This is a genomic window from Pannus brasiliensis CCIBt3594 (assembly GCF_036688125.1).
Lineage (GTDB): Bacteria > Cyanobacteriota > Cyanobacteriia > Cyanobacteriales > Microcystaceae > Pannus > Pannus brasiliensis.
On the sequence record NZ_JBAFSM010000086.1, the window covers coordinates 1 to 13,145 of the forward strand.

Here is a 13,145-nt window from a genome sequence, read left to right on the forward strand (position 1 = left end):
GGAGTCAGGAGTCAGGAGTCAGGAGTCAGGAGTCAGGAGTCAGGAGTCAGGAGGCTTTTAGCTATCAGCGTCCGGCTATCAGCTATCAAGAGGCGAGTTTTTTAGCCTGAGCTACTATTTAAGAGCGATTAGCTGAATGCTGACCGCTGACCGCTTTTCGGGAAAAAAGTTGTAGATCACAAAAAAATGTGTTATGATAAAAAGTCTGGCTAACGCCAAAGACAGCAGGTGCGAGATAGCTTAAATACCCTGCCGAGGTGAACGCGAGAAAACGAGGAATAGTTTCCGAAAACGGGGGAAATCTGAAGATTTCCATCCCGATCGAACGCGAATCCTTCTTCTCCAAACCCCGGCGCTACGAGGGGTTATTTTTGTGCCTGTTGAACCTATCCCCGAAGCGCAGGAGGTGAGACACGGATGGGGAGAAGCAGAGAAAGTAAAGGAGCGATCCTAGAGGAATTGAAAGATTCTCTAGCCGGATCGCAGTTAGCGATGGTAATCGACTACCAAGGCTTGACCGTAGCCGAAATCAGCGCATTACGCGGGAAATTGCGCCCGACCGGGACAATTTGCAAGGTGACGAAAAACACCCTGATGCGCTTGGCGATCGGCGACGATCAAGAATGGAAGCCGATGACAGAACTCCTGTCGGGAACCTCCGCCTTTTTACTCGTCAAAGACGACATCGGCGGCGCGTTCAAAGCTTACCAAGAATTCAAGAAGGAGAGCAAAAAGACCGAGTTTCGCGGTGGCGTGATGCAAGGTCAACTCCTGACGGAAGACCAGATTAAATCGATCGCCGACCTACCGCCGAAAGAGGTTTTACTAGCCCAGGCCGCCGGCGCGATCAACACGATCGCCACCAAACTGGCCCGCTCGATCAACGAGGTTCCTTCCTCGGTCGCCAGAGGGGTCAACGAGGTTCCGGCCTCCCTCGGTCGCGTCGTTCAGGCGATCGCCTCCAAAGAAGCCGCCTAATCGCGGAAGGAGCCGGGAGTCAGGAGTCAAATGGTTTATTCCCGGAGACTTCGACCCTCCGAACCCTACTTCGCATCTCTAAAAATCACCTTTTTGACCGATTTTTCTAACCATTCAAGGAGATTCCATCATGTCCGCCGCTGTTGATACCATTCTCGAACAATTAAAATCCCTCACCCTGCTCGAAGCCGCCGAATTAGTCAAAGGCATCGAGGAAACCTTCGGGGTTAGCGCCGCCGCTCCCGTCGGGGGTATGGTGATGGCCGCCGCTCCCGCCGCCGGTGGTGGTGCCGCCGCTCCCGCCGAAGCCGCCGAGGAGAAAACCGAATTCGACGTGATCCTCACCGAAGTTCCCGCCGACAAGAAAATCGCGATCTTGAAAGTGGTTCGCGAGATCACCGGCCTCGGACTCAAAGAAGCCAAAGACCTCGTGGAAGCCGCTCCCAAAGCGCTCAAAGAAGGCACCAACAAAGACGATGCCGAAGGGATCAAGAAGAAACTCGAAGAAGCCGGCGCTAAAGTTGACGTGAAATAGTTTTCATCGTCTAAATACTAAAAAATTGTTAAATCGGGAGCTTTATCGAAATCCTCCCGATTTTTTGCTATTCAGAATACCCGCTTGTCGAATTCCCCTTTTGTACCTCTTGCCTCCTGCCTCCTGCCTCCTGCCTCCTGCCTCTTGCCTCCTGCCTCCCGCTCCCGCCCTCTACCCTTTTCGCCGAAAAACCCCTTTCCTGATATCATGGGGATATAACCGCAATTTTTAGGACGATCTCCAATGGAAAGTGTCGCTTACATTCTGGTGTTAACGATGGCTCTGGCCGTACTTTTCTTCGCGATCGCTTTTCGCGAACCCCCCCGGATTCAAAAGTAAATCGTTAACTTTCTTTCAAGTTAATCCTTTTTTCGAGCCGCCCACTTTTTTCGTCAGAAGAAAGGGTCTCGGCTCAACTTTTGCATTTTAAGGTTCTCTCTCCCCGCGTGACCGCCTATGCAATGTCCCTACTGTCAGAATACCGATAGCCGGGTTTTGGAGTCCCGTTCCTCCGAAAACGGCCAGAGCATTCGCCGCCGTCGCGAATGCCTGCAATGCAAGCACCGATTCACCACCTACGAGCGTATCGAGTTCGTTCCCATCACCGTGATGAAAAAAGACGGGAAACGGGAATCGTTCGATCGATCCAAACTCCTGCGGGGTATCGTGCGCGCCTGCGAGAAAACGGGGATCTCCCACAACCGGCTAGAGGAGATCGTCGACGATATCGAATCCCGACTCCAACAGGAACCGCGGCGGGAAGTTACCAGTCACTCGATCGGGCGGTTGGTGCTAGAGTACCTGCGCCACGAATCGGAAGTGGCTTATTTGCGTTTCGCATCGGTTTACGGCAATTTTCAGGGAATTCGCGACTTTATCGAAACCCTCGCCGATCTCCAGTCCCCGGAATCCGATCGTTCCCGTCTCGATCGATCGTACTCCGAAGATCCCGGCGCGGTCATCTCGCCCTGAAATTCTTTCCCTCAAATATCCTCGAAAATCGGTTATAATAAAGAGTCCGTGATCTGATAACGGGCAACGAGCGATCGTCTATATTTTTTTCGATAAACCCCTCCCGGCTAACCGCCGACGGGGAAACGGGGCGCCACAGTTCGCCCTCTAGGGTTCGCCTAGAAACGATCCGCGAAGAATCCTACCGAGCGAAGTAGAAACTGAAAATTAACAGGAGGAAAATAACCTACGGAGAGAACTCTTAGGGAAATACAACGTACATGACTCAAAAAACCGCTAACCCCAAAAATATTGGCTTTACCCATGAAGATTTTGCCGCCCTTCTAGACAAATACGATTATCACTTCAGTCCTGGGGATGTGGTCGCCGGGACGGTTTTCAGCATGGAACCGCGCGGGGCGTTAATCGACATCGGCGCGAAAACCGCCGCTTTCATTCCCATCCAGGAAATGTCGATCAACCGGGTGGACGATGCCGACGAGGTTTTACAGGCGAACGAAACCCGCGAGTTTTTCATCCTCACCGATGAGAACGAGGACGGACAGTTAACGCTGTCTATCCGTCGGATCGAGTATATGCGCGCCTGGGAACGCGTGCGCCAGCTACAGCAAGAGGACGCGACCGTGCGGGCGAGCGTTTTCGCGACCAACCGGGGCGGCGCGCTGGTCAGAATTGAAGGATTGCGGGGTTTTATTCCCGGTTCTCACATCAGCACCCGGGAAGCGAAGGAAGATTTAGTCGGTCAAGAATTACCCCTGAAATTTTTGGAAGTCGATGAAGACCGCAACCGTTTGGTGTTGAGCCATCGCCGCGCCCTGGTCGAACGCAAGATGAACGGCCTGGAAGTGGGACAGGTGGTGATCGGTTCGGTCCGCGGCATCAAACCCTACGGCGCGTTTATCGATATCGGTGGTGTCAGCGGTCTGCTCCACATTTCGGAAATCTCCCACGACCATATCGATACACCGCATAGCGTCTTCAACGTGAACGACGAGTTGAAGGTGATGATCATCGATCTCGACGCGGAAAGAGGTCGTATCTCGCTCTCGACGAAACAGTTAGAACCGGAAGCGGGGGATATGCTGAAAAATCGCCCGTTAGTGTTCGAGAAAGCCGAGGAAATGGCGGCGAAGTACCGCGAGAAACGTCTAGCGGAAGCGGAAGGTCGTCCCGCCGCGGTAGTCGAGGAAATCATCGAGGTTCCCCCCGCGCTGGAGGAGGAAGAACTCGCGCTCGCGGCCGCGGAAGAGTAAATCCGCTGTTTCGATTATCTAGGAAACCCGCTCTCGATCGAGGGTGGGTTTTTCGATCGGGTTTTCGTCGATCGAAAAGCTTGACAGGCTTTTTTAGTCTTGATGTTTGAGTAAATAATCCTCTGCCATCAGCTTGAGTTTATCGCCCTCTAGAATAATTCGATCGATAAAGTCTTTCATTTCTAAATACGGTTGACGGGCATCTTTTTTCTCTCTCTCGATACTTCTGCGAGTTTCTGCCCTAATCCGTCCAGCCCATTTGTGCTTTCCGAAAAGATCTAATCCGACCGATAATACACTATCGGAATAGGCTTGACTCGCTTGCTGATTAATATTCCGAATCTCGGCGTTAATTTCCTTTTTGATGGCTCTAAGCTGTTTTTGAGCCAAATTAATCTGCTTGATCTGTAACTTCACCGACTTTGGATTGTCTAGAGTCAAGGTGATTTTAGAGATGATTTCTTGAATATCTAAATTATCCATAAATTTAGTTTACTTAACGATATTTAACATTTTTAACCCTCTCAAATCCAAACACTTTATTGATTTAAAAATTCACCGATCCACTTAATTGTAGCTGTCAGGAAATCGAAAGCAAATTGATCATGAATCTGGTCGGTTAGATTCTGTTTTAGATTGTGTTTGATGGAGTCCGAAAATTCATAATAATATTCTAGAGTTTTTTCTCTGTTGATTTTCTTTGCTTTTTCAAAACACTCCAGAGCTATAAAGTATCCGTACAGAAAACTATAAAGCCATCCTTTATGGAACCACGAGTAAATATGCTCAGGATCTTGTTTTAATGCTATATCAAAATCGGCTAGTGCTTCCTGGAGCCGTTGTTGCTTCTGTTTGACTAAACCTCTGTTAAAATAGCTTTGGGCGGAATTCGGATCGAGTTTTACAACACGCTCAAAATCAACAAGAGCTTCTTGAAGTTTTTCTAAATTTAAGTAAGCCGATCCACGATTAATATAAGGTTGAATATTATTTGCGTTGATATTTATTGATCGATTATAATCCTCGATAGCTCCCTGAATATCTCCCAGTGCTAGACGGGCAATGCCTCTATTATTATATGCCTCGTCAACCCTGAAATTCTCATGTATTATATTCGTATAAATTTCAATAGATTCTTCAAAATCTTTTTGTACATAATAAAAACCAGCTTTCGCCAACATAAATAGATAAGTGATTTGCTGAATTTTATCTGGTGGTTGATTGTTTTTCAATAATTCTCGAACATCTTCAAAAGCCACCTCGGAAAAATAATCAGAAAGCGTCATTCCTATAGCAAAGTTTGAAATAGCTTCTGTCTCTTCGTCTATAAGTGAGTAAGCGAAACCTCTTTTTATATAAATTTCTTCATCTCTAAATTCATATTCATCTACTTCTATCGCAGAATTATAATCGGATATTGCTCGTTTAAACTCGCCAATCTCTAAAAATAAATTACCTCTGGCTAAACGAGCAAAATAATCTCCAGAATGAATGTTGAATGCTTGAGTATAATCCTCGATAGCCTGTCGTTTTTCTCCGATTTTTCCATAGATCTCACCTCGCTCAATATAAGCAAAGTAATGATCGGGTTCGAGATATAGGGCTTTGCTGAAATTTTCTATCGCATCTTGATAATTTTCTTTTTGCTTATGTTCTAAGCCAATTTGATAATATTCTTCAGCATCTATTTTGAGAGAATACGAGGAATCGACAACATCAAGCTTTTTAGCTAATTCTAATCCCTTTTTTACAATATCTGATGAATATTTAGAGATAGATTGCTTATTTGACAAAATCATATCTCGATCATTCTCGCTCATGACTTCTAAAGCTCCATTTTTGCTTTTAACTCGTTTAACCTTTGTTGAGCTTCCGAAATTTGCTCGTCTAGATGTCGCGCCATATCGGCCAGTAGATCCTGTCCTAACTCCCGCGCGCTTATTATGCGATTTCTTAACTGATAGAGATCCGTTTCCTCTAATAACAGAATTTCCTTCTCTATCTCGCTCAATCGCTGACGACATTGGGAGATTTTGCGGATCACGCGAATTAATTCGGCCGCTATCCCTTCTCCCTGCACCGATTCCGGGCTACTTTCCCAATTCTGTAAAATGGCTTGTAACTTTTCCTCGTCTCCCGATTCGTAGGCTTGATTCGCTTCTACCATTAACTGTTGTCGGCGAGCTTTTTCCGCTTCATCGGTGACTAAATCGGGGTGAATCCGTTTCGCTACTTCTCGATATAGCTTTTTGAGACTGTCCGAGGGGCGAAAATCTCTCGATGTCTCCAGATAAGCCATATACTCGGTAATCTGTTCCTCGATACGCTCTAACTCGGCGTAACGACTGCCGATGATCCGCGTGTACTCGCGCTCGAAAGTATTTAATTCGGCGGTTAGAGTGGTTAGATCTAGCTCTTTCTGAACTAATTCCGTCTCTAAGCCCGATAATTCGAGTTTTTTCCTCTCTAATTCCTCGTCTTCCGGGCTTCGCCGAGAGACTAAACCGCTACTCATCTTCGTGTTCTCATCCGAGTTTACAGGGTGACTAGATTAGGATTCCCGGAACGCGCTAAAAATTTTCACTTGATGGAAAAATTCGGGAGACTCGATCGCTCTCCCCCTACCACGATAATCGAAACCTAGGCTCTAGACTCGATCGATCGAACGCGAATCAATCGAGTCGATCGAACCAAGCGTCTACCTCCGATCGGGCGGTAAAATCTAATAAAGCCTCCCCTAAATCCTCCAATCGATCGAGCGATAAGTTTTGAACTCGCTCTTGCCACTCGATCGGAACAGAACCGAATCTTTTCCCGAGAAGACGTAGCACGAGAGCGATTCCCTCTTCCCGTTTCCCCTCGGCTTTCCCCTCGGCTTTTCCCTGGGCTTTTCCCTCGGCTATAATCTCTTGATAGATCACGGATTCCCGCATAAGTTCTTGCCTCAACAATCTTTCAATTACTTCTTTTTCTAAGAGCAATCCCGCTAGAATCGCCGTGGACGCGGCCACGTTACTCTGTTGCCGACGATTTTCGATTCCCTCGATTCTTCGAGCTACTTCCCCTAACGTTCTCTCGCGATCCTCGCTCCGGCTTAAAACCGCTAGAGGTAATAATCCCGGTGATTGCCAGAAAACTTCCTCGGGTTGTTCCCAAAGACGGATGACTCGAAATTCGTGACGGGTTCCGGGAATTTCAAAACTCTGCCAGTACACCAATTCCGAACGACTGGGTTTGAGGTAAATGACTACCTGTTCCATCCGTCGGTCGGGGTAGCGACGGTACACCCGTAAGCGATAGTCCGCCATGCGAAAGGGAATATCGGGACGGGGTTCGGTTTGAAATTCGATGTGTAGTACCACTTCCGGGGCGGCTAAAAGAATCAACGCGTCGGCCCGGAGCGGTTCTAGGGATAACTCGTTCGGACTCAGGCGCGTCAGGGATACAGGTTCTCCCAGTAACCACCGGGCGAAATCGTCGCTGAAACTTTCCGCCAGAAATTGGCAGATGTTATCGTACATGGATCGATTATAGGGCGATCGCCCGGTTCTCGCTCTTTATCCCCCTACCACGATAACCAAACCCTGGGAACGATCGAACCCCGTCCGGTCATTTCCCCGCGTAATAAATGCCAGATGGCGACGAACCATCCCCGGACTTCCGCGGTGGAATCGCCCCGATAACGGCAGAGAATCCCGTCTCCTAGGGTGCGGGTGACTCCCATCTCCCCGATCGGGGAAAAATCGCGAATTTTCTCGATAATTATTTCGGGAACGGGTTTACCGATATAGAGTAACGTCCCGACGATCGCTTTCCCGTTTAATCCGGCATATCCCTCGATCGCGTCCCCCCCAGGTAAGAAAGCTCGATCGATCCATAACGGCTTTCCCTCGCGCCAGATTTCCAGATTCGATCGCCATTCTCCCGATAAAAACCGTTCCCCGCGCGCGCTACGTCCGAAACGGGTAATTTCCCACCCCAACCAACTCGCGTCCGGCGCTAACTCTATTTTCATATCCTGTTGGAACCGCGCGCCATCGAAGACGATCGATTCCTGGGGTAGCCATTCCAAACTCGCGCCGGCTTCTATTTTTACCTCGATCGATTGTCGCGCCGTCTGTCCGTTACTGCGATAGAGCTTGCTGGCGGACGCGGTGGTAATCAGGGCGTTGCTGGACGGTTGCAGGTGAATTCGCGTATCGAGAAGATCGCCGCCGACGATGCCCCCCGCGGTATGTAGGATAACCGTGTGACAGACCGCATCCCCCTCCGGGTAGAAAGGACGCTGGACTTTAAACGGCGCGACCGCGAACGCTCGATCGATCCGGGTACGTTGTTGTTGATAACTGTAATCTAAGGCTACACTGCCTCGCCACATCTCGCGTCACTCTCCCACCATATTTTCGAGCAGTTGGCGGTAATTTTCTTTACTGAGGGTAATTTTCACCTCGATCTGTTGCTCTCTATCCCGCACGAGGAGAATATAGTTATTTTCCGTCATTTTGCCGACGATCAGGGGATCTTCGCACTCGATTTTCTGATAGACGAGATGGGGTTTCGCGAGACGGATGACCAATTTCGGCTGGGATTGCGGGTAAATATACAATTCCTCCGCCTCCGTGTCCAGAACTAGCTGTTTCGGGGTCATACTCCGTTCGTCGGCGAAGGTGGATTTATGCCAGTACAGGGTGATTCCCCGCACTTGAGGCATCTGAACGAGGAATTTCTCGTCGAATCCTTGCGGTTCCCAGTCGATGTCGTCTACCGTCCCGTTATCGGGAATTAAACGCTGTTGCCAGAAAATTTCTTTTAGGTTCAAATCTTGCCACCATTGCCCGATCGAGGCGAAATTCTCGGCGTTCGCGGGGTTTGTGCTGTTCTGTTGCCAGACGATCGGGTTTACCATAGTTTTACGATAGGGTATCGGGTTCACCGGGAAAAAAATCTTCGGCGATTATATTTTCCCACGGGTACGGGCGCTCGACGGGAAAGGTGCGATCGCTTAAGTTCGTTTCTCCCATCGCTAGATCTCTCGCGTCGTGATAGGCTTCCGATAACGCTTCCTCGATATAGGAGTTAAGGCTAGGATTCGCCTTGAGTAATCGTAAAATATCGCGACGCTGTAACCGAATCGTCGCCAACCAACTACGGCTACGTTTTCGGGGTTGGTACTCCCATTTTAGTAAATGGGCGAGCAGGACACCTAGGCGATTCCGAAGTTCTTGGCGTTGTTGTTTTCCCAAGGATTCGATCTCCTCGATGAGATTTTCCACGTCAATTCGATTCCACTGCCGCTCGCGTAGTAAATCCGCCTGTTCTCGCGTCCAAGCGTGAAAATCTTTTTCATAAAGGCTGGAAATCGAGGTTTCTAAGTGCATGGAATCTTTGAAAATGGCTCGATCGAAACTTCCTTCATTATGGCGCGGGTTCGGTTCGATCGACCCCGGCGCGCTATCTCCGTAACCCGGCGAGAGATGATAGGCTTATCCTATCGCTATCGGGTGTATCCGTTCGTCCGATGTAGAGAGTCTGGTAGTCAGAAGGCAAAACGGGGAATATTTTTCGCCGGATGTCTCGGAAGACTGAAAAATAACGGTAAGTCTCGCGCGTTGGCTAACGATCGTCGTATGCTGATGGGAAAAGAGCGATGGCAATTCACGGGGATAACCGATGGGAATTCTGAAAATACGGCAAAGGATCGCGTTATGTCTCGTTTTCTTGCTCTTTTTTAGCTCGATCGCCACTCGAACCTCGTCCCAGATTCTCCCGCGACTATCCAACCCCCTCAATTCTTTGGGGCAAAGCGTGGGGAGGATGTCGTTAGCCGGGGATATCGAGTACACGCCCGTTTATCTGGATGGGGTCGCTTTATTCCGGATCGGTTCCCAGGATACCGTTTCGGCCGATTCGGACACGAGCGGATTATCGCCGGTGGAACGACGGGCCCGACGCGTGGAAAGAGCCTTTCAAAATATTCTTAATAATGGTTTCGATCCGAACACCCTGAGCGTGACGACGGCGACGCTCAATAATCAGACGGTTATTGTCGCTTCTGACGGTAAAACTTTACCCCAACAGGTTATTCTCACCGTCACCGAAATCGATGCCCTTCTCGACGCGTCTTCCCCGGAAGAACTGGCGCGTCAGTGGAGCGAGATTATCCGTCGGGCATTGATCGAAGCGTGGCGGGAGCGTCAGCCGGAAGCCAGACAAAGACAGTTTTTGACCGTCGCGATCGTTCTCGCGGGGATGATATTTCTCAGTTGGTGGCTGTACTGGTGCCACAAATTTTTGAAGAAGAATTTTAATGAACTGAAACAACAGATTAGCCGGCAATCTTCGGAAGTTTCCTCGCCCTCCGCCCTCACGCATCCCGCGATTTCCGAACCGCTAGAGGGTTCTCAAACTTTTCGCCAACAAGCGGATCTCCGGCAGAAATTATCCTTGAATATTCTCTGGAAAAGGCTCGTTCAGATCGGGGTAATTTTACTCTGGATCGGGGGTGTAGCCGCTATTTTATATATTTTTCCAGAAACGAGGCTAGAAGGACGGGATGTTTTCCGGATTCCTTTACGGCTATTCGCGATCTGGTTAGTTGTACTCTTACTCGCTAACGCGATTAACCTGTACGTCAATTATCGAATGCGAGAATGGGTAGAGGAGGGAGTGATTTTTTCGGAAAACTCGCAAAGGAGAGTCCTTCGCGCGCCCACTTTATTAGATATCTGGAGGGGAATTATCGTCTCCGTTGCCGTGTGTATCGGGATCGCTTGGTTTTTGATCTGGACGGGTTTTTCGTTCGGCTCGTTCCTGACGGGAGCGGGTTTAGTGGGTGCCGTTCTAACTTTTGTTTTCCAGAGTTTATTAAAGGACTGGGTGAACGGTTTTCTGATTGTTTTGGAAGACCAGTACGCGGTGGGCGATATGATTCAATTCGAGGGCTTTATCGGTATCGTCGAGGAGATGAGTTTGCGCGCGACGCGATTACGGGCGCTGGACGGTCGATCGATCACGATTCCCCATAATCAGATTGTTTCCGCTCACAATTTAAGTCGGGATTGGTCGCGGGTTCATTTTACCATCGAGGTGGCTTATGAAACCGATCCGGACGTTGCGATCGAGTTGATGAAAGCGACCGCGTTAGAGATGGCGATCGATCCGCGATGGACGAAGGATATTATCGATCCGACGCAGATTATCGGGGTTAGTAAAGTTTCTAATGTCGGTATCGAGATCATGCTTTTAATCGTGGTGCAACGATTACGGCAATGGGATGTCGATCGAGAGTACCGTCGTCGTCTGAAACTGGCTTTCGACGCGAAAGGAATTCAAATCGGTATTCCCCAACAAAGTTTGTATTTAGCGGAAAATTACGATCTAGATCGTTTGAACTAAGACAGGATTTTAAGATTCTTTAAAAATGAAATCACTGTATTTATTTATCCTTTATTCTATAAGTAGAGGGTAGGAACTTTTCCTCTCGATCGATCATCCTTCGCTTCCGAGAGAGGAGAGGTGGCGAGTTGAAACAATTACGGAAACTAAAATTGAATTCGCTCGTCTCTAGGGAGAGAAGACAAGATTACAAACTCTAGAAAATGCGGAGGAATCCTAGAAATGCGTAAAATTTTTTCGGCTTTATTGTTAGCGGGTTTAGTCGGCGCGCCCGCGTTGATATCGATACCGGCATGGAGTGAAGTCCGGAGCCAACGGATTCAATTCCAGCGGGGACAATCCGGGACAACCCTCCAAGGTAAAATTAAAGGAGATGGGAGCGTTGATTACTTGATCAACGCTAGAGCGGGACAGACGATGAAGGTACAATTAAACACCGACAACGGGGGAAATTATTTTAATATTTTTGAACCGGGAAAAGTACCGGGGAGGGATGCCGCTTTATTCATCGGCGAGACCAATGACAATCAATTTGAGGGAAAACTGCCGACAACGGGTGACTATAGAATACAGGTTTTTCTGATGCGGAGCGCGGCGCGTCGGAACGAAACGGCGAACTATAAATTACAGATCGAGATCACGGGAAATCCGAGCGGTGATGCTAAAGTTCCGGGAACCAATTTTCACGCGACGGGGGAGATTCCCTGTTCGATGGGAAACGGACAACCGACGAGATCTTGCCCTTTCGGTGTGACGCGTAAGGGCAATGGAACCGCCGAGGTAACGGTTAAGAAACCGGACGGACGGAGCCGCGTGATTTTCTTCGAGAAAGGGAAAGCGATCGGTTACGATAGGAGTCAGGCTAATTCCGGTGCGTTCAGCGTTTCTAAAGATAGCGATCTCTCGATTATTCGGATCGGGAAAGAGCGTTACGAAATTCCCGACGCGGTGGTTTTCGGGGGCTAACATGAACCGTGGCGGCGGATTCGTCGCCATCGTTATTATTACTCTCGATCCCGGAGTTCTATCGATTTCTAATTGAAAATCTTCTCTCCCGCTCACGATAAAATCTCTAGAGATAGTTTACGTTCGATCGAGGGAATCACGGGAAAATTTGTAACGAGAGCTTCGGTCATCGGGTGGCGTAAATCCTCCGTCGAACCGACATGATAGAAATGTTGTCGGGTGTGAACGGTAAATTCGAGAGAAGTCCAGTATTTTTCGATAAAAGGATTCGTTCTAAATTCATTTCCCTGCCAGGTCGAAAAAATAAATTTTCCCGTAAACTTCTTGAGTTCTATAATTAAATCTTCCTCGTCTTTTTCCGACCAAGAGTTATAATAATCAACGTGTCTACCCGCGTAGGGAGGATCGAGGTACAACATATCGGTCTCTTTGATCAGGGAAAAAGTATCTCGAAAATCGGCGGTTTCAAACGTCCAATCATTCTCGTGAATAATTGTATCGATCGTCCCGATCTGATTGACAATTTTGGTAACATACGCTCGGGCGAATCTTTCATCTTTTTTACAATAGGGAACGTTAAACTTTCCCCGTTTATTAAACCGCATTACCCCGTTAAAACAGGAGCGATTTAAAAACAAAAAATCGAGCGAGTTCGGATTCTCATTAAATCTTTCTCGGACTTCATAGTAATAATCCTTTCCTCTCTGCCGCAACCGTTCCCCGTTTTCCGTTAAAAACTCCCGCGCGATCGAGGCGGTGATCTGACGGGACTTTATCTCGTTGTAAAACCGAATAATATGTTGATTGGAATCGCGCAGTAACGCTTTTTTCGGTCGGAGATTAAACGCGACAACGCCCGAACCGCAGAAAGGTTCCACCCAGCGATCGAACTTTTCACTTTTTACTAATTCCAGAATTTCGCCGACAAGTTTAGTTTTGATACCTTGACACTTGATCGGCGGAACGATAACTGTTTTTTTCAGATTCTTCCTCCTAACTCCTGACTCCTGACTCCTGACTCCTGACTCCTGACTCCTGACTCCTGA

Annotated in this window: 16 protein-coding genes; 7 read left to right on the forward strand and 9 right to left on the reverse strand. The window is 48.4% G+C overall.

From position 1 onward, the window contains the following. Positions 1 to 417: 417 nt before the first annotated feature. Positions 418 to 978, forward strand: a complete 561-nt coding sequence (rplJ, locus tag V0288_RS24125) for a 50S ribosomal protein L10 (RefSeq protein ID WP_332867746.1) — start codon at positions 418 to 420, stop codon at positions 976 to 978. A gap of 130 nt (positions 979 to 1,108) precedes the next feature. Beyond that, positions 1,109 to 1,513: a 50S ribosomal protein L7/L12 gene (gene rplL, locus V0288_RS24130; RefSeq protein ID WP_332867747.1), complete on the forward strand. Its 405-nt coding sequence runs from the start codon at positions 1,109 to 1,111 to the stop codon at positions 1,511 to 1,513. A 71-nt stretch (positions 1,514 to 1,584) separates the two neighbouring features. Here the strand turns inward: rplL and V0288_RS24135 are convergent, their stop codons facing one another. After that, on the reverse strand, positions 1,585 to 1,722 hold the full coding sequence (locus V0288_RS24135) for a hypothetical protein (protein WP_332867748.1): 138 nt from the start codon (positions 1,720 to 1,722) through the stop codon (positions 1,585 to 1,587). A gap of 34 nt (positions 1,723 to 1,756) precedes the next feature. Here V0288_RS24135 and V0288_RS24140 point away from each other — a divergent pair, with 34 nt between their 5' ends. The 3 genes from V0288_RS24140 to V0288_RS24150 all read left to right on the forward strand — a co-directional run bounded on the left by V0288_RS24140 (position 1,757) and on the right by V0288_RS24150 (position 3,738). Further along, positions 1,757 to 1,852, forward strand: a complete 96-nt coding sequence (locus V0288_RS24140) for a photosystem II reaction center protein T (RefSeq protein WP_332867749.1) — start codon at positions 1,757 to 1,759, stop codon at positions 1,850 to 1,852. A gap of 117 nt (positions 1,853 to 1,969) precedes the next feature. Beyond that, positions 1,970 to 2,485, forward strand: coding sequence for a transcriptional regulator NrdR (gene nrdR / locus V0288_RS24145; RefSeq protein ID WP_332867750.1), 516 nt, complete (start codon positions 1,970 to 1,972; stop codon positions 2,483 to 2,485). A gap of 260 nt (positions 2,486 to 2,745) precedes the next feature. Further along, positions 2,746 to 3,738, forward strand: coding sequence for a 30S ribosomal protein S1 (locus V0288_RS24150; RefSeq protein WP_332867751.1), 993 nt, complete (start codon positions 2,746 to 2,748; stop codon positions 3,736 to 3,738). 93 nt (positions 3,739 to 3,831) lie between these two features. Here V0288_RS24150 and V0288_RS24155 read toward each other — a convergent pair whose 3' ends face one another. The 7 genes from V0288_RS24155 to V0288_RS24185 all read right to left on the reverse strand — a co-directional run bounded on the left by V0288_RS24155 (position 3,832) and on the right by V0288_RS24185 (position 9,116). After that, positions 3,832 to 4,221: a hypothetical protein gene (locus V0288_RS24155; RefSeq protein WP_332867752.1), complete on the reverse strand. Its 390-nt coding sequence runs from the start codon at positions 4,219 to 4,221 to the stop codon at positions 3,832 to 3,834. A 56-nt stretch (positions 4,222 to 4,277) separates the two neighbouring features. After that, entirely contained in the window at positions 4,278 to 5,558 is a 1,281-nt protein-coding gene (locus V0288_RS24160) for a tetratricopeptide repeat protein (RefSeq protein ID WP_332867753.1), read from the reverse strand. Positions 5,559 to 5,563: 5 nt separating this feature from the next. Beyond that, on the reverse strand, positions 5,564 to 6,253 hold the full coding sequence (locus tag V0288_RS24165; protein WP_332867754.1) for a J domain-containing protein: 690 nt from the start codon (positions 6,251 to 6,253) through the stop codon (positions 5,564 to 5,566). Positions 6,254 to 6,410: 157 nt separating this feature from the next. Continuing rightward, entirely contained in the window at positions 6,411 to 7,259 is an 849-nt protein-coding gene (locus V0288_RS24170) for an Rpn family recombination-promoting nuclease/putative transposase (protein WP_332867755.1), read from the reverse strand. 44 nt (positions 7,260 to 7,303) lie between these two features. After that, positions 7,304 to 8,116: an urease accessory protein UreD gene (locus V0288_RS24175; protein WP_332867756.1), complete on the reverse strand. Its 813-nt coding sequence runs from the start codon at positions 8,114 to 8,116 to the stop codon at positions 7,304 to 7,306. A gap of 6 nt (positions 8,117 to 8,122) precedes the next feature. Further along, positions 8,123 to 8,644, reverse strand: coding sequence for a hypothetical protein (locus V0288_RS24180; protein WP_332867757.1), 522 nt, complete (start codon positions 8,642 to 8,644; stop codon positions 8,123 to 8,125). Between the two features lie 4 nt (positions 8,645 to 8,648). Continuing rightward, positions 8,649 to 9,116 (reverse strand): DUF29 domain-containing protein, encoded by a 468-nt coding sequence (locus V0288_RS24185; protein ID WP_332867758.1) that lies wholly within the window; start codon positions 9,114 to 9,116, stop codon positions 8,649 to 8,651. Between the two features lie 292 nt (positions 9,117 to 9,408). Here V0288_RS24185 and V0288_RS24190 point away from each other — a divergent pair, with 292 nt between their 5' ends. Together V0288_RS24190 and V0288_RS24195 are read left to right on the forward strand one after the other, a co-directional pair. Next, positions 9,409 to 11,133: a mechanosensitive ion channel family protein gene (locus tag V0288_RS24190; protein WP_332867759.1), complete on the forward strand. Its 1,725-nt coding sequence runs from the start codon at positions 9,409 to 9,411 to the stop codon at positions 11,131 to 11,133. 222 nt (positions 11,134 to 11,355) lie between these two features. After that, the gene (locus tag V0288_RS24195) at positions 11,356 to 12,099 is read left to right on the forward strand and encodes a hypothetical protein (protein WP_332867760.1); all 744 of its coding nucleotides are present in this window, start codon (positions 11,356 to 11,358) and stop codon (positions 12,097 to 12,099) included. A gap of 92 nt (positions 12,100 to 12,191) precedes the next feature. On the opposite strand, the gene V0288_RS24200 is transcribed toward V0288_RS24195, so the two are convergent. Next, on the reverse strand, positions 12,192 to 13,145 hold a 954-nt coding region (locus V0288_RS24200), incomplete at its 5' end, for a DNA adenine methylase (protein ID WP_332867761.1).

Excerpts from the sequence above, each read along its gene's own strand:
- V0288_RS24170 (WP_332867755.1), bottom strand. The coding sequence starts at position 7,259 with ATGTACGATAACATCTGCCAATTTCTGGCGGAAAGTTTCAGCGACGAT.
- V0288_RS24160 (WP_332867753.1), bottom strand. The coding sequence starts at position 5,558 with ATGAGCGAGAATGATCGAGATATGATTTTGTCAAATAAGCAATCTATC.
- nrdR (WP_332867750.1), top strand. The coding sequence starts at position 1,970 with ATGCAATGTCCCTACTGTCAGAATACCGATAGCCGGGTTTTGGAGTCC.
- V0288_RS24190 (WP_332867759.1), top strand. The coding sequence starts at position 9,409 with ATGGGAATTCTGAAAATACGGCAAAGGATCGCGTTATGTCTCGTTTTC.
- V0288_RS24140 (WP_332867749.1), top strand. The coding sequence starts at position 1,757 with ATGGAAAGTGTCGCTTACATTCTGGTGTTAACGATGGCTCTGGCCGTA.
- V0288_RS24195 (WP_332867760.1), top strand. The coding sequence starts at position 11,356 with ATGCGTAAAATTTTTTCGGCTTTATTGTTAGCGGGTTTAGTCGGCGCG.
- V0288_RS24180 (WP_332867757.1), bottom strand. The coding sequence starts at position 8,644 with ATGGTAAACCCGATCGTCTGGCAACAGAACAGCACAAACCCCGCGAAC.
- V0288_RS24135 (WP_332867748.1), bottom strand. The coding sequence starts at position 1,722 with ATGATATCAGGAAAGGGGTTTTTCGGCGAAAAGGGTAGAGGGCGGGAG.
- V0288_RS24150 (WP_332867751.1), top strand. The coding sequence starts at position 2,746 with ATGACTCAAAAAACCGCTAACCCCAAAAATATTGGCTTTACCCATGAA.
- V0288_RS24155 (WP_332867752.1), bottom strand. The coding sequence starts at position 4,221 with ATGGATAATTTAGATATTCAAGAAATCATCTCTAAAATCACCTTGACT.
- V0288_RS24165 (WP_332867754.1), bottom strand. The coding sequence starts at position 6,253 with ATGAGTAGCGGTTTAGTCTCTCGGCGAAGCCCGGAAGACGAGGAATTA.
- V0288_RS24185 (WP_332867758.1), bottom strand. The coding sequence starts at position 9,116 with ATGCACTTAGAAACCTCGATTTCCAGCCTTTATGAAAAAGATTTTCAC.
- rplJ (WP_332867746.1), top strand. The coding sequence starts at position 418 with ATGGGGAGAAGCAGAGAAAGTAAAGGAGCGATCCTAGAGGAATTGAAA.
- V0288_RS24175 (WP_332867756.1), bottom strand. The coding sequence starts at position 8,116 with ATGTGGCGAGGCAGTGTAGCCTTAGATTACAGTTATCAACAACAACGT.
- rplL (WP_332867747.1), top strand. The coding sequence starts at position 1,109 with ATGTCCGCCGCTGTTGATACCATTCTCGAACAATTAAAATCCCTCACC.